The organism is uncultured Chitinophaga sp., from assembly GCF_937874145.1.
Taxonomy (GTDB): Bacteria; Bacteroidota; Bacteroidia; order Chitinophagales; family Chitinophagaceae; genus Chitinophaga.
On record NZ_CALNBI010000137.1, the window covers coordinates 1 to 17,997 of the forward strand.

At 54.9% G+C, this 17,997-nt stretch carries 18 protein-coding genes; 10 read left to right on the forward strand and 8 right to left on the reverse strand.

What is annotated here, in order from left to right:
* The 6 genes from Q0510_RS06225 to Q0510_RS06250 all read left to right on the forward strand — a co-directional run.
* On the forward strand, nucleotides 1-397 hold a 397-nt coding region (locus Q0510_RS06225; RefSeq protein ID WP_298709231.1), incomplete at its 5' end, for a hypothetical protein.
* 164 nt (nucleotides 398-561) lie between these two features.
* Entirely contained in the window at nucleotides 562-2,940 is a 2,379-nt protein-coding gene (locus Q0510_RS06230) for a hypothetical protein (RefSeq protein WP_298709233.1), read from the forward strand.
* Nucleotides 2,941-3,338: 398 nt separating this feature from the next.
* Nucleotides 3,339-3,803 (forward strand): T9SS type A sorting domain-containing protein, encoded by a 465-nt coding sequence (locus Q0510_RS06235; protein ID WP_298709235.1) that lies wholly within the window; start codon nucleotides 3,339-3,341, stop codon nucleotides 3,801-3,803.
* A gap of 15 nt (nucleotides 3,804-3,818) precedes the next feature.
* Nucleotides 3,819-4,976: a type IX secretion system outer membrane channel protein PorV gene (gene porV, locus Q0510_RS06240; protein ID WP_298709236.1), complete on the forward strand. Its 1,158-nt coding sequence runs from the start codon at nucleotides 3,819-3,821 to the stop codon at nucleotides 4,974-4,976.
* A gap of 55 nt (nucleotides 4,977-5,031) precedes the next feature.
* The gene (locus Q0510_RS06245; RefSeq protein ID WP_298709238.1) at nucleotides 5,032-5,436 is read left to right on the forward strand and encodes a hypothetical protein; all 405 of its coding nucleotides are present in this window, start codon (nucleotides 5,032-5,034) and stop codon (nucleotides 5,434-5,436) included.
* 4 nt (nucleotides 5,437-5,440) lie between these two features.
* The gene (locus Q0510_RS06250) at nucleotides 5,441-8,905 is read left to right on the forward strand and encodes a hypothetical protein (RefSeq protein ID WP_298709240.1); all 3,465 of its coding nucleotides are present in this window, start codon (nucleotides 5,441-5,443) and stop codon (nucleotides 8,903-8,905) included.
* Between the two features lie 107 nt (nucleotides 8,906-9,012).
* Here Q0510_RS06250 and Q0510_RS06255 read toward each other — a convergent pair whose 3' ends face one another.
* The 6 genes from Q0510_RS06255 to Q0510_RS06280 all read right to left on the reverse strand — a co-directional run bounded on the left by Q0510_RS06255 (nucleotide 9,013) and on the right by Q0510_RS06280 (nucleotide 12,393).
* Nucleotides 9,013-9,192 carry a hypothetical protein gene (locus Q0510_RS06255; protein ID WP_298709241.1) on the reverse strand — a complete coding sequence of 60 codons (180 nt, stop codon included), beginning with the start codon at nucleotides 9,190-9,192 and terminating at the stop codon, nucleotides 9,013-9,015.
* 19 nt (nucleotides 9,193-9,211) lie between these two features.
* A complete protein-coding gene (locus Q0510_RS06260) occupies nucleotides 9,212-9,691 on the reverse strand; it encodes a hypothetical protein (RefSeq protein ID WP_298709243.1) in 480 nt (159 codons plus the stop codon).
* A 142-nt stretch (nucleotides 9,692-9,833) separates the two neighbouring features.
* Entirely contained in the window at nucleotides 9,834-10,301 is a 468-nt protein-coding gene (gene rpsG / locus Q0510_RS06265; RefSeq protein WP_298709245.1) for a 30S ribosomal protein S7, read from the reverse strand.
* Nucleotides 10,302-10,333: 32 nt separating this feature from the next.
* A complete protein-coding gene (gene rpsL / locus Q0510_RS06270) occupies nucleotides 10,334-10,714 on the reverse strand; it encodes a 30S ribosomal protein S12 (RefSeq protein ID WP_109698242.1) in 381 nt (126 codons plus the stop codon).
* Between the two features lie 136 nt (nucleotides 10,715-10,850).
* Entirely contained in the window at nucleotides 10,851-11,150 is a 300-nt protein-coding gene (locus tag Q0510_RS06275; protein WP_298709250.1) for a hypothetical protein, read from the reverse strand.
* Nucleotides 11,151-11,283: 133 nt separating this feature from the next.
* Nucleotides 11,284-12,393, reverse strand: coding sequence for a branched-chain amino acid aminotransferase (locus tag Q0510_RS06280; protein ID WP_298709252.1), 1,110 nt, complete (start codon nucleotides 12,391-12,393; stop codon nucleotides 11,284-11,286).
* A 126-nt stretch (nucleotides 12,394-12,519) separates the two neighbouring features.
* Between Q0510_RS06280 and Q0510_RS06285 the strand changes: the two genes are divergently transcribed.
* Genes Q0510_RS06285 through Q0510_RS06300 form a run of 4 tightly spaced genes read left to right on the forward strand, consistent with a single transcriptional unit; the run spans nucleotide 12,520 to nucleotide 14,613 of the window.
* Nucleotides 12,520-13,017, forward strand: a complete 498-nt coding sequence (locus tag Q0510_RS06285; protein WP_298709254.1) for a hypothetical protein — start codon at nucleotides 12,520-12,522, stop codon at nucleotides 13,015-13,017.
* Between the two features lie 9 nt (nucleotides 13,018-13,026).
* A complete protein-coding gene (gene rdgB, locus Q0510_RS06290; RefSeq protein ID WP_298709255.1) occupies nucleotides 13,027-13,614 on the forward strand; it encodes an RdgB/HAM1 family non-canonical purine NTP pyrophosphatase in 588 nt (195 codons plus the stop codon).
* Nucleotides 13,601-14,041, forward strand: a complete 441-nt coding sequence (locus tag Q0510_RS06295) for a thioesterase family protein (RefSeq protein ID WP_298709257.1) — start codon at nucleotides 13,601-13,603, stop codon at nucleotides 14,039-14,041. The genes rdgB and Q0510_RS06295 overlap by 14 nt, the downstream gene beginning before the upstream one ends.
* On the forward strand, nucleotides 14,038-14,613 hold the full coding sequence (locus Q0510_RS06300) for a nitroreductase (RefSeq protein ID WP_298709259.1): 576 nt from the start codon (nucleotides 14,038-14,040) through the stop codon (nucleotides 14,611-14,613). Before Q0510_RS06295 ends, Q0510_RS06300 begins: the two co-directional genes overlap by 4 nt.
* A 9-nt stretch (nucleotides 14,614-14,622) precedes the next feature.
* Here the strand turns inward: Q0510_RS06300 and Q0510_RS06305 are convergent, their stop codons facing one another.
* A complete protein-coding gene (locus tag Q0510_RS06305; RefSeq protein ID WP_298709261.1) occupies nucleotides 14,623-16,170 on the reverse strand; it encodes a glycerol-3-phosphate dehydrogenase/oxidase in 1,548 nt (515 codons plus the stop codon).
* A gap of 333 nt (nucleotides 16,171-16,503) precedes the next feature.
* Nucleotides 16,504-17,994 carry a glycerol kinase GlpK gene (gene glpK / locus Q0510_RS06310; protein WP_298709262.1) on the reverse strand — a complete coding sequence of 497 codons (1,491 nt, stop codon included), beginning with the start codon at nucleotides 17,992-17,994 and terminating at the stop codon, nucleotides 16,504-16,506.
* Between the last annotated feature and the right edge of the window lie 3 nt (nucleotides 17,995-17,997).

Genomic DNA, 17,997 nt, shown 5'->3' on the forward strand with positions numbered 1-17,997 from the left:
GGGCCAGCGGGTCCGGTGGGTCCTGTTGGACCAGCGGGCGCTGATGGTGCAACGGGGCCTGTTGGGCCGGTGGGACCTGCAGGACCGGTGGGTGCTGCGGGTCCCCAGGGGCCTCAAGGGCCTGCGGGCGCGATGGGACCTGCGGGGGCTGATGGTCCTGCGGGGCCGGTGGGTCCGATTGGCCCAGTTGGGCCTGCGGGCGCTACAGGTGCTGACGGACCAGCAGGACCGGTGGGTCCGATTGGACCTATTGGGCCAGCGGGCGCAACGGGTGCGGACGGACCAGCGGGACCGGCTGGTCCGATTGGACCTATTGGGCCAGCGGGCGCTACCGGTGCTGATGGTCCTGCGGGACCAGCCGGGCCTGCGGGCGTTGCGGGACCAGCCGGGCCTGTAGGGCCTGCCGGACCTGTTGGCGCAATGGGACCTGCCGGACCGATCGGACCGATTGGGCCTGCCGGACCAGTGGGACCTGCGGGGCCTGCTGGAGACATCAACGGTGTTGCGGCTGGCGGCTCACTGAGCGGTACTTATCCGAACCCTGCGATTGCGAACGACGCAGTGAATACTTTACAAGTCGCGGATGGTGCAATCACCCTTCCTAAACTGGCGCCGGGATTGATTCCCACCAGCCTGCCTCCGAACGGCGCTGCGGGAGGCGATCTTGGTGGTACTTATCCGAATCCCAATGTAGCCAGGATACAGACGATTCCGGTAGCGGTGACTGCTCCCGCAGCGGGCCAGGTATTGAAATATTCCGGGACCGAATGGGCGCCTGCGGCTGATAACGCCGGTGGGGGTGCGCTTACGCTTCCTTACGCCGCTGCGGAGAACAATGCGGCAACGCTGTTTTCGATCACCAATAACGGCGACGGCACTTCCCTGGAGGGCGTCAACAATACAACGACCAGCAATATTGCGGCGGTGAGAGGTGTGGTTTCGAGCGCTACGCCTGGCGGTTTCTCTTCCGGGGTGCGCGGTATCAACAATGGTACCGGCGGACTGGGGGTTGGCGTATGGGGTTCTCAGAATGGTTCCGGATGGGGCGTATACGGCACCACGCCTAACGGCCTGGGTGTGTACGGCAATGCCAGTGCCAACGGAACCGGCGTTTATGCGAACAGCAATACCGGTACAGGCCTGACGGCGACCAGCAACAATGGCATACCAGCATCTATCAGTATTTTCAACAACGCCAATAATAATAGCGCGCTGATCGTGAACTCGGTGGGTAACGGAACGGTTGTCAACGTTTCTACGTCGGGCAATGGCGCGGGTGTAAGAGCTTCAGCGAATGCAGGTTTTGGCGTACATGGTATTACCACTTCCCAAACCAGCGCGGGCGTAGTCGGCGATAATAATGGAGGTGGTGAAGCCGTAGTAGGCCGTACCACCAGTGATATCGCCGGGGCCGTGGTAGGCCGTAATGATGGCGGGGGATATGGTGTGAGAGGGTTTATCGCAACCAACACTGCAGGAAGTGGTGTAGGGGTGTTAGGACAGGTGGGATTGAATGGTAGCACAGGCAGTGCAGGCAAATTCGAGAACTTCAACCAGACCAACATCGACGCCAATACGCTTTCCGTTGTTTCCAACGGCAACGGTAACATCCCGGATAATACAATTGGGAATGCTTCTTCGTTCCTGCTGGACAACAACAACAGTGTAGGCGCTGCCGTAAGAGCAGAAGTGAATACCATATTTGGCAACTTCGGCGCGGCAGGCGTATTCGGCGTTTCTTCGGGAACCGGTGGCCGGGCAGGGCTCTTCTACGCCTCTAACCCTTCCGGAAACGGCGCTTCGCTTATCGCACTTACCGACGGTAATGGCAACGCCATCACGGCGAATGCCGGTAAAGACGGAAACGGCGTGGAAAGTAATATCGACGGCGCAGGAAATGCGATTTATGGATGGGTGCCCACCTTCGCAACAGGGCGTGCGGGCCGGTTTGAAAATTATAATGAGGACAATATGAACCCCACCCTGCTGGTCAAAACAGTAAGTAAGAATGATGAATCACCTGCCGGACATTTCATGGTGGATAACACCCAAAGTACAGCAGCCGGTGTATTGGGTACCGTAAATACCATCTTCGCCAATTTTGGTGCGGCGGGTGTATATGGCCGTGCCGACGGGACCGGAGGAACGGGTGGATTGTTCTATGTTTCCAACGCCACCAACCCGAGGCCCGCTCTGATCGCGCTGACCAACGGCACCGGTGAAGGCATCGTCGCGAATGCCAACGATGGCAATGCCGTGGAAGCGAATGCGGATGGCAGCGGTTCCGCGATCTATGGCTGGACGCCTAACTTCGGTACAGGACGCGCCGGACGTTTCTCCAACTTCAATACGGACAACACGCAAACTACCGTCGATATCCGCAACGACGGCAGGGGTACAGCACTGTTGGTCGATCACCGTGGCGCAGCCGGGAACATTGCCGTTTACCAAAATGTGGGTGCCAACGTAGCCCGCATCAATAAAGCCGGTCGTGGATTTTTCAATGGCGGTACCGCCGTAAGCGGCGCCGACCTTGCAGAATCATTCGCTGTAGAAGGTACGTCCGATGCTTATGAACCCGGAGACGTGCTCGTTATTTCCACTAATACAGACCGGATGGTGGAGAAATCCGCCCAACCTTATTCTACACTGGTAGCGGGCGTTTACGCCACCAAACCAGGTGTTTTGCTGACGGAAGGCAATGCTACTGATGAAGAAATGGGACACGTTCCCATGGGCGTAGTCGGTGTTATCCCCACCAAAGTCTGCGACGAAGGCGGGCCTATCGCCCGCGGCGATCTCCTCGTTACTTCCAGCAAACCTGGTTATGCCATGAAAGCCGATCCCGATAAAGTGAAAACCGGCCAGGTGCTCGGTAAGGCACTGCAACAACTGAGCGGCGGAACCGGCGTGATCAAGGTGCTGGTGAATGTGAAATAAATAACGATTACGCACATACGTACAGAAAAGGCCGCTTCGTGGAAGCGGCCTTTTCTTTTTACATTTATTTTTACCACATTCTAATTCCGGTTTGCTCGGATTTTGTTGACATTTTTTATACCTTGCACCCGTTGCACCAACCATCGCATCTCCAATTTTAACCATCGTTTTGAAATACCGCCGCAGTAACCACTGCCTTTTTTTACCATACTTTACTTGAAGCGCATATCCGGAAACATGCTGATCTATCCCCGCTGATAAGACAGTATATCAACATTTGCACGACGGCTGACATTAGCCGTCAGTGAAGCTTTTTTCTATTATCGACAAATTAACCGATCACCATATTCCTGAAGATGAAGACAATTTTACCTAGTATCCTTTTAACCGTTATGATCATGACCGCTGCAAGTGTCCCTTCCAGGGCGCAGTGGGTAATGGTAAGACAGGTGATAGCCACAACCGGGAGCAGCGGAATTGTTGGCGGCATCCATTTCGACTATACCATCGGCGAGCCTGCTATCTCTTCTTTCCCGGCAGGGTCCATGTTGCTGACCCAGGGATTCCAGCAGCCCGACGTATTGCCTCCACTCCTGCCCGGCCGCAATCCTGTACTGGATTTTTCACTTTTCCCCAATCCCGCGCTCACTACTTTTAAAATACAATTCAATCTCCTTACGCACGCGTCCGTTTCCTTTATGATCCTCAACACATCCGGCCAGGTAATCCTCCAGGACCACCGGAGTTTTGCTCCGGGGAAAGTTGTAATCCCTACTTCGGTCGATAAACTCGCGGCAGGAATTTATACCGTGATGGTGAAGGTCAACGCTTTCGTCTTCACGGAAAAACTCATCGTTCAATAGTCCAAACCGGAAACCATGCAACTATATAAACTGATTCCCGTCATTGCGGGAATGCTGGCGGCAACCCCGTTGATGGCACAAACATCCGCGCTCCGCCCCGTCAACACCGGAGCCTCTTTCCTCCTCGTAAATCCTGACGCCCGGAGTAATGCACTTGGCGGTGCCATCACCGGCCTGGAACCCGATGCCAACGCCCTCTCCGGCAATGCGGCCAAACTTCCTTTTGCCGGCGAATACGGCGCCAGCGTATCGTACTCGCCCTGGATGTACGACCTGTCCGATAAAAAAACGAACATGACGTACCTGTCGGGATTCAAGACCTGGAACGAACAGGAAAGCCTTGGCGCCGCTATCCGTTACTTCAACTACGGAGACGTTACTTTCCGTGACGATAACGGCAATCTCCTTCAACAATACAAACCCCGGGAATACGCCATCGACCTCGCCTATGCGCGCAAACTCGGGAGCCGGTACGCCTTATCCATTACCGCGCGGTATATCCGCAGCGAGCTGGGCAACGGTCATTACAACGGACAGTTGCAGAAGCCCGCATCGGCCGTGGCAGGGGATATCGGCTTTTATTCGCAGGGATATAAAGATCATATCGAAGGGAATAACCGCTTTGCCTGGGGCCTCAGCCTGACCAATATCGGTTCGAAACTTTCCTATACGGATGCGTCCGACGGGCGGTCTTTCCTCCCCATGGGGCTGCGTATCGGCGGCGGCTACACGTTCGTGCATACGGAAGACCACAAATTCACACTGGCGGCGGATATCCATAAACTACTCGTTCCTACTCCTCCTGTTTACAAGCTGGATGCGGATGGGTTGCCTGCCAACGAGATTGAAAAAGGTAAAGATCCAGACAGAAGTGTGGTCGAATCCATCTTTACTTCGTTCAGCGATGCGCCGGGCGGTTTTGCGGAAGAGATGCGCGAGTGCGCACTTTCCGGCGGGATCGAATACGCTTACCGGAATACCTTTTTCGTGCGCACCGGTTACTTCTACGAGCATCCGGAAAAAGGCCGCAGGCAGCAATTCTCATCAGGTTTCGGCGTACGTGTGGAAGGCTTCCAGCTGGATTTCGCATGGCTGCTGCCCACGATACCAAGCATCCGGCAAAGGCAAAGCCTGCACTTCACGCTCATGTACACCCCGTTCCGGGATAACTGATTTTGAAACTTTATCGTACCATCATTAATACGGACACATGCATAAGTTACTGTCAATGACTACAACGCTGTTGTTGCTTGCCACCGGCACTGCCCTGGCGCAACGTGCGGATAACCCACAAGCCAAGCTGGATAAGCTTTTGAGAGAAGCCAACCAGGTCTCGGCACCTCCTGCCATCCAGAAGCAGGCGGCTCCCGCCAAACTGCGGACCGCGGCATCGATCATGGAATACCTGTTCCCGGCGCGTTCGATGGGTGGAGCAGCTGCAATGTCGGCCCGCCAGGCGAATACCCAACAGGGTACTTCGGGCGTGCAACTGCCTTCGGAAATTTCTGCCGCGGCGGCGGCGCAACAAGCGAAAGCTTCCGCACCGGCGAACACAACGCCAATGATCACTCCGGCGGTACAGGGCATCGAGCCCGCCGCGGCTCCCATCAAACCGGCTGTACCTAATAAATAAAAACATGAAGAAAACGATATACACATTGATGCTGCTGATGACGACCGCGCTGGCGGCGCGTGCACAGCATGCATTGTCAGGGATAAATTACCAGGCGGTTGCGCGCAACAACAATGGCTCCGTAGTAGCAGGACAGGCATTGGGCGTGCGTTTTTCCATCCGTGGCGGCGGGCCCAACGGCGCTATCGAGTACCAGGAAACGCATCAAACCACGACCAACGCGATGGGATTATTCAATCTGCAGGTGGGCCGCGGCACGCCGGTGAGCGGTACGTTCGCGGCGGTGCCCTGGAGAAACGCCAACCAGTTTCTGCAGGTGGAAGTGAATACCGGCGGCGGATTCCAGACGCTGGGCACACAACAGCTGATGAGCGTTCCGTTTGCATTGTATGCTGCTGATGGCAATCCGGGGCCTGCCGGTGCTCAGGGGCCTGCGGGCCCGCAAGGGCCGACGGGGGCTCCTGGTCCTGTGGGGCCGGCGGGCGTTACTGGGCCTGCTGGTGCAACGGGCCAAAAAGGTGACACGGGTGCGCAGGGTGCTCCCGGAGTGAAAGGGGATAAAGGCGACACGGGCGCACAAGGGATGCAGGGTGATAAAGGCGATACCGGCGCACAGGGTATCCAGGGTGTTCCCGGTGTGAAAGGAGACAAAGGCGATAAAGGTGATACCGGCGCACAGGGGCTCCAGGGTGTGAAGGGGGACAAAGGTGACACTGGCACGCAGGGTATTCAAGGCGTGAAGGGTGATGTTGGTGTACAAGGGCTCCAAGGTGTGAAGGGGGACAAAGGTGATACGGGCGCTCAGGGAATTCAAGGTGTGAAGGGAGATAAAGGTGACGCTGGTGCACAGGGGCACCAGGGTGTGAAGGGCGATAAAGGTGATAAAGGTGATAAAGGTGATACCGGCGCACAGGGGCTTCAGGGTGTGAAGGGGGATACAGGCGATAAAGGTGATACCGGCGCACAAGGGCTCCAGGGCATCCCCGGTGCGAAAGGTGACAAAGGTGACGACGGCGCTCCCGGCCAGCCAGGCCCTATCGGCTTGCAAGGGTTACCTGGAACGCAGGGTGTGCAAGGTATTCAAGGTCAGCAGGGTCCTAAAGGCGATACGGGCGATAAAGGCGATACAGGAGATCCTGGGCCTTCCGGGCCTGCAGGCCCCCAGGGCATCGCTGGCGATATCAATGGTGTGGCTGCCGGCGGCGACCTGTCCGGCACTTATCCTGATCCTGCCGTAGCGAAATTACAGGGAACACCGGTCAGCACCACAGCACCTGTTGCCGGGCAGATCCTCCGGTTCGATGGTACCATGTGGGCGCCGCAAACCGGCGGCGGCGGCGGTTTTTCACTGCCTTACCTTGCCACAGAAAACAATGGTTCCACGTTATTTTCTTTGAACAATAATGGAGACGGCACTTCCATCGAAGGCGTCAACAACACCACTACATCCAGTATTGCCGCGGTACGCGGGATTGTTAGTCCCGTTGCTCCCGGGGGCTTTTCCTCCGCGGTGCGGGGTATTAATAACGGCACCGGCGGATTGGGCATCGGCGTATGGGGCTCGCATGCCGGCAGCGGTTGGGGCGTGTATGGCTCAACGCCGAACGGCCTGGGTGTATACGGCACTTCCTCTGCCAACGGTTACGGCGTGTATGCCAACAGTAACAGCGGGACAGGCTTGCAGGCTACCAGTGTAAATGGAACACCCGCTAATGTCAGCATCTATAACAATTCTAATCATAATGTGGTGCTTAGCGCCAATTCTGTTGGCAACGGCAATGTCATCAGCGTCTCCACAACCGGCAACGGCAAGGGCTTAATTGCCACCACCACCAACGGTTTTGCCGTACATGGCATTACCAGTGCGCAAACAAGTGCCGGCATTATCGGCGATAACAACGGCGCCGGCGAAGCCATTGTCGGCCGCACTACTAGCAATATTGCGGGTGCTGTTGTGGGCAGAAATGATGGTGGCGGATATGGTGTCCATGGATTTATCGGGACGGATCAATCGAACAATGCGATTGCGGTGTATGGAAGGGTCGGAATCAGTGGAAGTACCGGCCGTGCGGGCAGATTCGAAAACTTTAATGTGAACAATACAAATGCCAACGTATTTGAAGTGCACTCTAATGGCTTGGGCAACATACCCAATAATGCGTTGGGCAATGCATCCTCCTTTACAATCGATAACACCAGCAGCGTAGGTGCCGCGGTAAGGGCTGAAGTCAATACTTTATTAGCCAATTTCGGCGCGGCGGCGGTATATGGCGTGGCTTCCGGTGCCGGAGGTTACGGCGGCATCTTCCATTCCTCCAACACAACCGGGAAAGGCAATGCATTGATCGCGCTGGGGAATGGTGACGGCACTACCTTCATATCTACCGCTATTAAAAACGGGAGCGCAATAGAAGCTATCGCAAACGGGACCGGCACAGCGGTGCGGGGAAGAACAACCACGGCTTCCAATGGTTTTGCCGGTTGGTTTACAAACGAAAACGAGTTCAACATCAACCCGGCTCTCATCGCTATTACGGATGGCATCGGCCCTGCGGGCAGCTTCAGGGTTGATAACACTACGAGCAGCAATGCCGCGGTGAAAGGTGATATCAATACCAGTTCGTCTGCTTTCGGTACAGCCGCTTTGCTGGGCGTTTCGAGGGGAACCGGTGGTGCCGGCGGCGCTTTCCTGGTTACAGATCCTAATGGCGACGGCGACGGGGTTACGACTTTAGTACAGGGAAGCGGGGATGGCGTATATGCGTTTTCCGCCAAAGGCAATGGCGTTGCGGCTTCTACCGACGGCACTGGTGCTGCGGTGTATGGCTGGATCCCGGCGGTGGGCACAGGCAAAGCGGGTCATTTCCTGAATATGAATACCGCCAACACGCAACCGGCCGTAACGATACAGAACCAGGGAACAGGTAATGCATTACTCGTCAATCAAAACAATACCAGCGGAAACGTAGCAGTGTTCCAGCGTTCGGGCAGCAATGTGGCGCGAATTTCCAACACGGGTATGGGCTTTTTCAACAGCGGGACCACCAATGGCGGGGCCGATCTGGCGGAAGCATTCGATGTGGAGGGTGCGCGTGATAGCTATGAACCCGGCGATGTGATGGTGATTTCCAAACGGACGGACCGGATGATGGAGAAATCCGGCAAGGCTTACTCCGCGCTGGTGGCGGGTGTATATGCCACAAAACCTGGCGTGTTACTGACCGAGCAGGAGGATCTCGAAGCCCCCTCGGACCAGGTGCCCATTGGCGTGGTGGGTGTAATCCCGACCAAGGTGTGCGACGAAGGCGGCCCTATCGAGCGTGGCGATCTCCTCGTTACTTCGGGCAGGCCGGGTTACGCCATGAAAGCTGATCCTGAAAAAGTAAAAACCGGCCAGGTCCTTGGGAAAGCGCTGCAGGAGCTGAAATCCGGCAGTGGCAAGATCAAGGTGCTGGTCAATGTGAAATAATCAAACTATCCCTTCCCTATTTATTGTCAGGCTGCCGTTTCTATGGCAGCCTGTTTTTTGCGCTATTGCCGGCCGTTAGAAAGTTAAGCCTTCAAACAATTTAAGGATTACCTGGACAACAATTTTGGGTCTGGCAGTCCAACACGATGGATGAGCTCCTCCGCCATTTTCTTCTTCCTGACAAAAAAAGGATCTTTGCTGAAATCAATTCCAGGATTCCACTCACCTACTTCTATCAATTTGGTATCTTTGTCTAATGTATCCTTAGAAAGTTTTACAATTTTCATGATGATTGATTTGAAAAATTTACTTGCGTGAAAACAAAAATGCACTGTAATTATACCCTTTAATAAATGGCTCCCATTGCTCGTCTATCAACCCTAAAACTTCAAATAGTTTCTCCAGTTCAATTCTGTAGTTATTTAATGCTATCTGATACAACCTCGTTCTTGCCGGTGTTGTACCCTTTACAATTATTAGGGCTGGTCCAAACTCATCCAAGTAATTCACAGCTGTTTTCGCTACTGTCGCTAAAACCTTATTCGTGTCACCATTATTAGAAACACTCCGATCGTTAATAGCATACCCGTCCGTTATGTAATCCCCGAACGCTAGATTAACAACCTTCAATCCGTTTATGGTTTCAGCTATAGGTTGAAACTGGATTATCTTTCTAATTTCCCCATTGGGACCTACGCTGTCAAAAGCATATGTAAAATCAAGGGCGGGCAAAACAATGGGTTTGCAATGATATGTATTTAAAGCCATGTCTGGTATATCTACCATAACAAGACGCAATCATCTACAAAAAGGGGGAACAACAATAGCTAATAAAATCAATTGGCTGATATAAAAAACATAAGGCTGATCCGGGAATACCGGACCAGCCTTTGATATGCTTACAAACCGTCTTAAAAAAACGGGATGGTTATACCTTGAAGTGGGAGAATGCCTTGTTGGCTTCAGCCATACGGTGGGTATCTTCTTTCTTTTTGAAAGCGGCACCTTCACCTTTGCTGGCGGCTACGATTTCGTTCGCCAGTTTCTCAGCCATGCTCTTACCATTTCTGTCACCAGCGTAGCGAACCAGCCATTTGATGCTCAGGGACACCTTGCGGTCAGGACGTACTTCGGCAGGAATCTGGAAAGTAGCACCACCGATACGGCGGCTGCGTACTTCAACGGCCGGCGTTACGTTGGTCAGTGCTTTCTTCCAAACTTCGTAACCGTTCTCGTTGGTCATTTGGCTAACACGGTCAACCGCGTCGTAGAAAATACGGTATGCAATGCTCTTTTTACCTTGCTCCATGATGTTATTCACAAAGCGGGTTACCAATTTATCCTGGAATCTGGGATCCGGAGCCAGGGGTAATTTTTTCGCAGCTTGCTTTCTCATTTATTTGAAAAATTTCAACTATTTATTACAAATTATTTTTTAGCCTTTTCCTTTTTGGTACCATACTTGGAACGGCTTTGCTTACGGTCTTTCACACCAGCAGTATCAAGGCTACCGCGAACGATGTGGTAACGAACACCCGGAAGGTCCTTTACCCTGCCACCACGGATCAGTACGATAGAGTGCTCCTGCAGGTTGTGGCCTTCACCCGGAATGTAAGCGATAACCTCCACTTTGTTGGTCAGCTTCACTTTCGCTACTTTACGCAACGCGGAGTTCGGTTTCTTCGGAGTGGTAGTGTACACACGGGTACATACGCCACGACGCTGCGGGCAAGCATCCAAAGCTCTGGACTTGGATTTGGCCCGGATAATTTCTCTTCCTTTTCTTACTAATTGTTGTATTGTAGGCATTCTTACCTATTTTATATTTTACTGCTGTTTTACAATGAAACCCGTCGTTCCCATTAAGGGAATTTGGGAGGGCAAAGGTATCACTTCCGCATAACATTACAAAATTACTTGGAAGTTTTTTCCTAAAATCGGCCAATTAACGGGGATTCTCCAGCAATAAAGCCCCCGAAAGCTGGTCCCACTCCTCCTCCAGCGTGCCCCGGAACACAGGCTTCCCCGCCCGGGCATACCAATACGCCGCATTGCCCGCATCCCCCTCCTTCCGGTGAAGATATGCATGCACCCACGACCCCGCACGCGAATGATCCTCCTGCGCAATGTCGTGGCTCCGGTCCCAATCACCCCTGCCATCCCACCACATCGCCAGCAAAGCGGGCGTTAACCCGGCCGGCGGCACAGTGTTCTGCAAAGACTCCTTAAAAACCGAAAGCGTCATAAGGCCGCAAAGATACACCGAATCCCCCGTCCACACAACCCCTGCCGCACTCCTTTATATACATGATATCCCCAAAATAAAAAACCGGGTCACGCGTACGCAACCCGGTCATTTTATATAAACAACGTGGTTATCAGTCAATTATAAAGTTCCAGCCCCGCTCGTCGGCCACCTTGCCCGTCCGGATCGCATCCAGCCGCTCGATCACTTCTCTTCCCACTTCATACTTAGTGGTATCCAGGCTGATCTTGTGCTCCTTGTAATCCAGCTGCTCCACATACGCCACGCTCGCCGCCGTGCCCGTACCGAACACCTCGCGCAGAGTGCCATTCTCGTGGGCCGCCACCACTTCCTCAATGGAAACAGGGCGTTCCTCCACTTCCAGGCCCATATCCGTCAGCACGTCGATCACGCTGGCACGGGTCACTCCCGCCAGGATCGTACCGTTCGTAAGATCGGGCGTCAGCGCGCGATTGCCGATGATCACGAACACGTTCATCGTGCCGCACTCCTGCAGCCATTTGTATTCCGTGCCGTCCACCCAAAGGATCTGGTCGTAACCGTCCTTCCGGGCCTGCATGGTCGGGTACATCGCCCCGCCGTAGTTGCCGGCGGCTTTCGCATACCCCACCCCGCCCGGGAAGGCGCGGATGTATTTGTCCTGCACCAGCAGGTGAATGGGCTTGTTGAAGTAAGGGCCCGAAGGACTGTTAATCACCGCAAAACGGTAAGTATCCGAAGGCCGCACGCCGATGAACTCGTCCATCGCGATCATAAACGGCCGCAGGTACAGGGAACAACCTTCGTTGGAAGGCACCCAGCCGCGGTCGAGGTCGATCAGCATGGCCATGCCGCCAATAAAGAGCCATTCCGGCACATCGGGCATCCCCATGCGCTCCGCGCTCTTGTTGAAACGCGCATAGTTGTCGTACGGACGGAAAATCATGGGATTCCCCTCCTGGTCGTTATACGCCTTGATCCCTTCAAAAATCGCCTGCCCGTAGTGCCAGGCGGCATTGGAGGGGCTTACGTTAAAGGGCTGGAATGGGACGATTTCCGCGTTCTTCCATTCTTTTCCGTCGAAATCCGCCACCAGCATATGGTCTGCATATTTCTTCCCAAATACCAGGTGATCGAAATCTACCTCGGGGAGCCTGCTCCGGGAGGTTTTCGTCACCTTAATCCTCTGCTTCGCTTCTTCCATCACGGTAGATTTAGCGGTGGGATATTCTACTGCCATCATGGTTAATTACTTTTATCTCAATATTTTTACACGCTCGTTTGCATGATTCCGTTCCACCGAACGATCCGCAAATAAACGGTTTTTCCCACACATGGGATTATCACATTAAGCATTAATACAATATTTATGAGCCTTGAGCGATTACAGCTGGACCCGTTTCTGTTGGCGCAAATGTACCACCAGCCTATCATTCCGGAGGAAATTACTGCCGTTCCCGCCGAGGCGAAAGCCGTGCCTGAAATCAAATATTTAGGCGAAAATCAAAAAAACATCCTGCTCCTCATACAAAATGAAAGGGAAGCCTATTTGAGCGAGGAAACGTTTAATCTCCTCGCAAATATTTTAAATGCCTGCAAACTCGGCATGCAGGATGTTGCATTGGTCAATACGGCAAACTACCCCGGCATCAGGTTGCAGGATTACCTCCAGAAGATCCCCGCGCGCCAGGTTATCAACTTCGCCATCGAGCCCGCGTCGCTGGGACTTCCACCCACCCAACCCTACCAGACCACCGCTTTTAACGGCCTGCCGGTCCTCTATTCGGACGACCTGCAACTCATTGCAACAGACAAAGCCCTCAAAGGCCGCCTCTGGATGGGCCTCAAACAATTATTCGGTATATAATCTATTGATATGGAATTAGTTTTCGCGACGAACAACGACAATAAAGTGAAGGAGATCCGCTCCCTGCTGGGCAACCAGTTCTCCATCGTCACCCTCCGGGAAGCCGGTATCGATATCGACATCCCCGAGCCGCACCCCACCCTGGAAGAAAATGCCCGGGAGAAGTCGCTCACCATTTATAATATGACCGGCAAAGACTCTTTCTCGGAAGATACCGGCCTTGAAATTGATGCCCTCAACGGCGAACCTGGCGTCCTTTCCGCCCGTTATGCCGGCGAAGCGAAGAGCTCCGATGATAATATCGATAAAGTCCTCCGCCTCCTGGAAGGCAATACCCAACGCTCCGCCCGCTTCCGCACCGTGATCTCCCTGTTCCTCGACGGCCGGGAGCACCAGTTCGAAGGCGTGGCCGAAGGCGAAATCCTGACCCAACGGTCTGGCGGCAAAGGGTTCGGCTACGATCCCATCTTCCAGCCCGCCGGCGGCGACCGCTCCTTCGCGGAAATGGAGATGAGCGAGAAAAACCAGTTCAGCCGCCGCGCGAAAGCCTTCAAAAAGCTCATCGCCTTCTTACAGGAACGCCATGGCCAGAGTTAAGATCGATATGCCGGAGCACTTCCGGTTCCTCACCCAGCTTCCCGTCCGCATCAGCGACGTGAACTACGGCAACCACCTCGGCAACGACGCCATCATGTCCATCCTCCATGAAGCCCGGATGCGCTACCTCGCGTCTTTCGGCGCCACCGAACTGGAGGTATCCGGTACCGCGCTCATCATGGCCGACGCCGCCATCGTCTACAAAGGTGAAGGATTTTACGGCGATCAACTGACAGTTGAAATCACCGCCGGTGAATTCACTTCCGTGGGATTCGATCTGTTCTACCGCATCAGCACTTTCCGGGGCGGACAGCTTGCCATCATCGCCGAAGCCAAAACCGGCATGGTTTGCTTCGACTATTCCGCCCGCAAGGTGGCGCGCCTTCCGGAAGAACTTAAAACGCAACTCAGTAAAACCAACGCATGACCAATAACATACAGGACATCATCCTTTACCGCCGCACGGTGAAACCGACGGCGATGAACGGCAAGAAAATCGACGACGAAACCGTACGCGAACTGCTCCGCCTGGCCGACTGGGCGCCTACTCACGGCCTTACCGAGCCCTGGTACTTCGTGGTGTACAGCGGCGATAAAGTGCAGCAATTCTGCACCGACCATGCTGAATTGTACAAGCAGTACACACCCGCCGCACAATTCATTTTAGGCAATTATGAGAAGCTGAAAACGCAGGGCGACCTCGCTTCCCACGTGATTGCCGTGGTGATGAAGCGCGGCGCCAATCCCAAGATCCCCGAGATCGAAGAAGTTGCGGCAACCGCCTGCGCGGTGGAAAACCTCTGGCTCGCGGCTACCGCACAGAACATCGCCGTGTACTGGGGCTCGGGGGGCATGACCTACACGCCCGCCATGCAGGATTACCTGGGGCTGCGCGACGAAGACAAAGTGCTGGGATTCCTCTACCTGGGTTATACGGAAGAGGCTCCACGCACCGGGCGGCGCCTGAAGCCTCTTGAAGAAAAAGTTAAATGGATGTAATCCTTTTGATTAGCTCAGCTGGTACGTTTTGGCCAGTTCCTGGAAATCGCGTACCTGCTGGGCTTCCCATTCCCCGTTTTTGCCGGTTTCGGCAGCCATGATCTTCGCCACTTCCGGCGCGATACGCACTGCTTCTTCCGCATCCAGGAACAGGGCGCGGGTACGGCGGGCCAGGATATCCTCTACGGTCTGCGCCATTTCGGTACGGATGCCCCAGAGCACCTGGGTGCTGATGATCCCCAACGCCTCACTCAATACTTTCCCGCCACCTTCGAGGTTTTTCACCGCCTGGGCGTCTGAACCATAGAAATATAAAGGATCGCTTTCGTCGAGTTTAACGGAAGCCCCATGCACAGGGAGTTTCCGGGTAACGGATTCGGTCGCGGCCCAGCCTTTCACTTTCTCCAGCCTGTCTACCACGTCTTCCCCCATTTTCCGGTAGGTCGTCCATTTGCCGCCGAGTATGGTCACCAGGCCTGATGCGGACACCATGATCTTGTGGTTCCGGGAGATTTCTTTCGTTTTCTCGCTTTTTTCGGGTTTGGCCAACGGCCGGAGGCCCGCCCATACGCTTTTCACATCGCTGCGCTGAGGCGTTTTCTCCAGGTACTGACCGGCTGTTTCGAGGATGAAGCCGATCTCCTTTTCCATCGCCACGGGATCGAGGCTGATTTCGTTGACCGGATTATCGGTGGTGCCTACCACTATTTTATTATGCCAGGGAACGGCGAACAACACGCGCCCGTCGGAAGTTTTCGGGATCATCAGGGCATTGTCGCCGGGGAGGAACGAGCGGTCGAGCACCAGGTGAACGCCCTGGCTGGCCACGATCTTGCGTTTGATGGCGGGATCGTCCATTTCGAGGATGTCGTCCACGAATACGCCGGTACAATTGATTATGCCTTTGGTGTGGAACTGGTATTCCTTGCCGGATTCGGTGTCTTTCGCTTTTACGATACCGAGCTGGCCGTTTCCGTTCTTGTTCAGGCCGGTGACTTTCATATAGTTAAGTGCCACGCCGCCTTTTTCGTAGATCGTTTGCATGAGGTTCACGGCCAGGCGCGCATCGTCGAACTGCCCGTCGTGATACAAGATCCCTGCGGTGAGATGGTCTTCTTTCAGTCCGGGCAGCAGGCTCAGGGTTTTCCTGCGGGAAATGTGCCGCGACCTGCCGAGGCTGAGGCGCCCCGCCATCCAGTCGTACATTTTCAGGCCGATGGTGTAAAAAATGCCTTCCCACCAGCTATAGGCGGGGATGACAAAAGAAAGGTTCCGGGAAAGGTGTTGTGCGTTTTTCAATAGCAGCCCTCTTTCGATGCTGGCTTCGCGGACGAGTGCCACATCGCCCTGGGCGAGGTAGCGGACGCCGCCATGGAGAAGTTTGGTTGCTTTACTCGACGTGGATTTGGCAAAATCGGACTGTTCCAGGAGAAGGGTTTTGTAGCCGCGGGTAACGGCTTCCAGGGCGGCCCCCAGGCCGGTGGCGCCGCCACCGATGACAATCACGTCCCACTCACTGGTTTCCCCGATTTTTTGCAGTTGTTCTAAACGGTTCATTTTCGCTGTTGAATTCAAGGCATTATTATACAATATACATCGTAATCCGATACTGGCAAAATTAATCGTTTTTACCCGCTATTTCCGGGAAAGTTGGATTTCTGCCATCAATAATTGTTTGATCATTGCATGTCAGGGGTTTATGTTATTAACGCGGCACCGGGGTATTTGTTCCCATGTCGGGTGCTATGCAATTATTAAGTCTTCCCCCCTGCACGGGCGGCGGAGCGCCGGCCGGATTTCATTCGGTAATAGGTACTGGCGGGATGGCCGGGGCGTTGCCCGTAACTGACAGGACCAGGGCAAAGTGACGGTTCAGATACCGGCGCGATATCAGAAATCCCAGTTCTTCACCCGGGCCACGGCCTTTTGCCAGCGTTCCCGCAGGGCGGGGCCGGGTTGTTCTTCGGGAGCGAAGACGCGTTGAATGGTATATTGTTCCCTGATTTCCTGCAAAGTCCAGAAGCCGGTGGCGAGGCCCGCCAGGTATGCGGCGCCGGTAGCGCTGGCCGGCATCACTTTGGGGCGCATGACAGGGTATTGCAGGATATCGGTCTGCATCTGCATGAAAAAGTCGTAAGTGGCGGAGGTCCCGTCGACCCGCAGTTCCCGGATGGCGCGACCGCTGTCTTTTTCCATGGCGTCCAGCGCGTCGGCGATGCCGAGCGCTACACCTTCCAGGGCGGCGCGGGCGATGTGGCCCGAAGAGGTGCCCCGGGTGATGCCGATGATCATGCCGCGGGCGTAGGGGTCCCAGTGCGGGGTGCCCAATCCTGACAATGCGGGCACGAACATCACCCCGCCGTTGTCGGGTTCCGTTTGTGCGAGGGCTTCTATCTCAGCTGTGGATTCGATCAGGCCCAGGCCGTCGCGGATCCAGCGGAAAACAGAGCTTCCGCCGAAGACGCTGCCTTCCAGGGCGTAGGTGGTTTCCTCCCCGATCTTCCATGCGATGGTGGTGAGCAGGTGATTGTCGGACGTCACGGGTTTGGAGCCGGTATTCATCAATGCGAAGCAACCGCTCCCGTAAGTATTCTTCACCATACCGGGCTCCAGGCACATCTGCCCGAACAGCGCGGCCTGCTGGTCGCCAGCTACCCCGGCAATCGGGATCACGGCGTCCAGCAAACCAGGCTGGGTATGCCCGATGATCTCGCTGTTGGAGCAGATCGCGGGTAATAGTTGATGCGGGATATTGAACAGCCGCAGCAGCTCTTCGTCCCATTCCAGCGTGTGGATGTTGAAGAGCATGGTGCGGGAAGCGTTCGTCAGATCGGTGACATGCGTTTTGCCGCCGGTGAGCTTCCAGATGAGCCAGGCGTCGATGGTGCCGAATGCGAGCTTGCCCTGCTCGGCGCGAAGGCGCGCGTCGGGAACATGATCGATGATCCAGGAGATCTTGCTGGCGGAGAAATATGCGTCGAGGATGAGGCCGGTTTTGCGTTGCACGAGGCCGGAGAAGCCCTGGTAACGGAATTCGTCTACCAGCTTGGACGTCCGCCGGTCTTGCCAGGCGATGGCGTTATACACCGGTTCGCCTTTCTCGCGGTCCCAGATCACGGTGGTTTCCCGCTGGTTGGCGATGCCGATCCCGGCGATCTCCCCTGCGCGGATACCCGCCGTGGCAATGAGTTCTTCCACTACCGAAAGCATGGTATACCAGATCTCGTTGGGATCCACCTCGATCCAGCCCGGTTGCGGATAGTATTTCTCGTATTCTTTCTGCAAATGCCTCACCACCTGTCCCTCGCGGGAAAAAAGCACGGCGCCAGCTGCGCTGGAACCGAGATCGAGAGAGAGGATATATTTCTTGTCGCCGTTCATCTG

What these genes read in the sequence shown, in the direction of transcription:
- Q0510_RS06250 (WP_298709240.1), top strand. Translation starts at nt 5,441, where the DNA reads ATGAAGAAAACGATATACACATTGATGCTGCTGATGACGACCGCGCTG.
- porV (WP_298709236.1), top strand. Translation starts at nt 3,819, where the DNA reads ATGCAACTATATAAACTGATTCCCGTCATTGCGGGAATGCTGGCGGCA.
- glpK (WP_298709262.1), bottom strand. Translation starts at nt 17,994, where the DNA reads ATGAACGGCGACAAGAAATATATCCTCTCTCTCGATCTCGGTTCCAGC.
- rdgB (WP_298709255.1), top strand. Translation starts at nt 13,027, where the DNA reads ATGGAATTAGTTTTCGCGACGAACAACGACAATAAAGTGAAGGAGATC.
- rpsG (WP_298709245.1), bottom strand. Translation starts at nt 10,301, where the DNA reads ATGAGAAAGCAAGCTGCGAAAAAATTACCCCTGGCTCCGGATCCCAGA.
- Q0510_RS06260 (WP_298709243.1), bottom strand. Translation starts at nt 9,691, where the DNA reads ATGGTAGATATACCAGACATGGCTTTAAATACATATCATTGCAAACCC.
- Q0510_RS06235 (WP_298709235.1), top strand. Translation starts at nt 3,339, where the DNA reads ATGACCGCTGCAAGTGTCCCTTCCAGGGCGCAGTGGGTAATGGTAAGA.
- Q0510_RS06275 (WP_298709250.1), bottom strand. Translation starts at nt 11,150, where the DNA reads ATGACGCTTTCGGTTTTTAAGGAGTCTTTGCAGAACACTGTGCCGCCG.
- rpsL (WP_109698242.1), bottom strand. Translation starts at nt 10,714, where the DNA reads ATGCCTACAATACAACAATTAGTAAGAAAAGGAAGAGAAATTATCCGG.
- Q0510_RS06280 (WP_298709252.1), bottom strand. Translation starts at nt 12,393, where the DNA reads ATGATGGCAGTAGAATATCCCACCGCTAAATCTACCGTGATGGAAGAA.
- Q0510_RS06255 (WP_298709241.1), bottom strand. Translation starts at nt 9,192, where the DNA reads ATGAAAATTGTAAAACTTTCTAAGGATACATTAGACAAAGATACCAAA.
- Q0510_RS06300 (WP_298709259.1), top strand. Translation starts at nt 14,038, where the DNA reads ATGACCAATAACATACAGGACATCATCCTTTACCGCCGCACGGTGAAA.
- Q0510_RS06285 (WP_298709254.1), top strand. Translation starts at nt 12,520, where the DNA reads ATGAGCCTTGAGCGATTACAGCTGGACCCGTTTCTGTTGGCGCAAATG.
- Q0510_RS06245 (WP_298709238.1), top strand. Translation starts at nt 5,032, where the DNA reads ATGACTACAACGCTGTTGTTGCTTGCCACCGGCACTGCCCTGGCGCAA.
- Q0510_RS06305 (WP_298709261.1), bottom strand. Translation starts at nt 16,170, where the DNA reads ATGAACCGTTTAGAACAACTGCAAAAAATCGGGGAAACCAGTGAGTGG.
- Q0510_RS06295 (WP_298709257.1), top strand. Translation starts at nt 13,601, where the DNA reads ATGGCCAGAGTTAAGATCGATATGCCGGAGCACTTCCGGTTCCTCACC.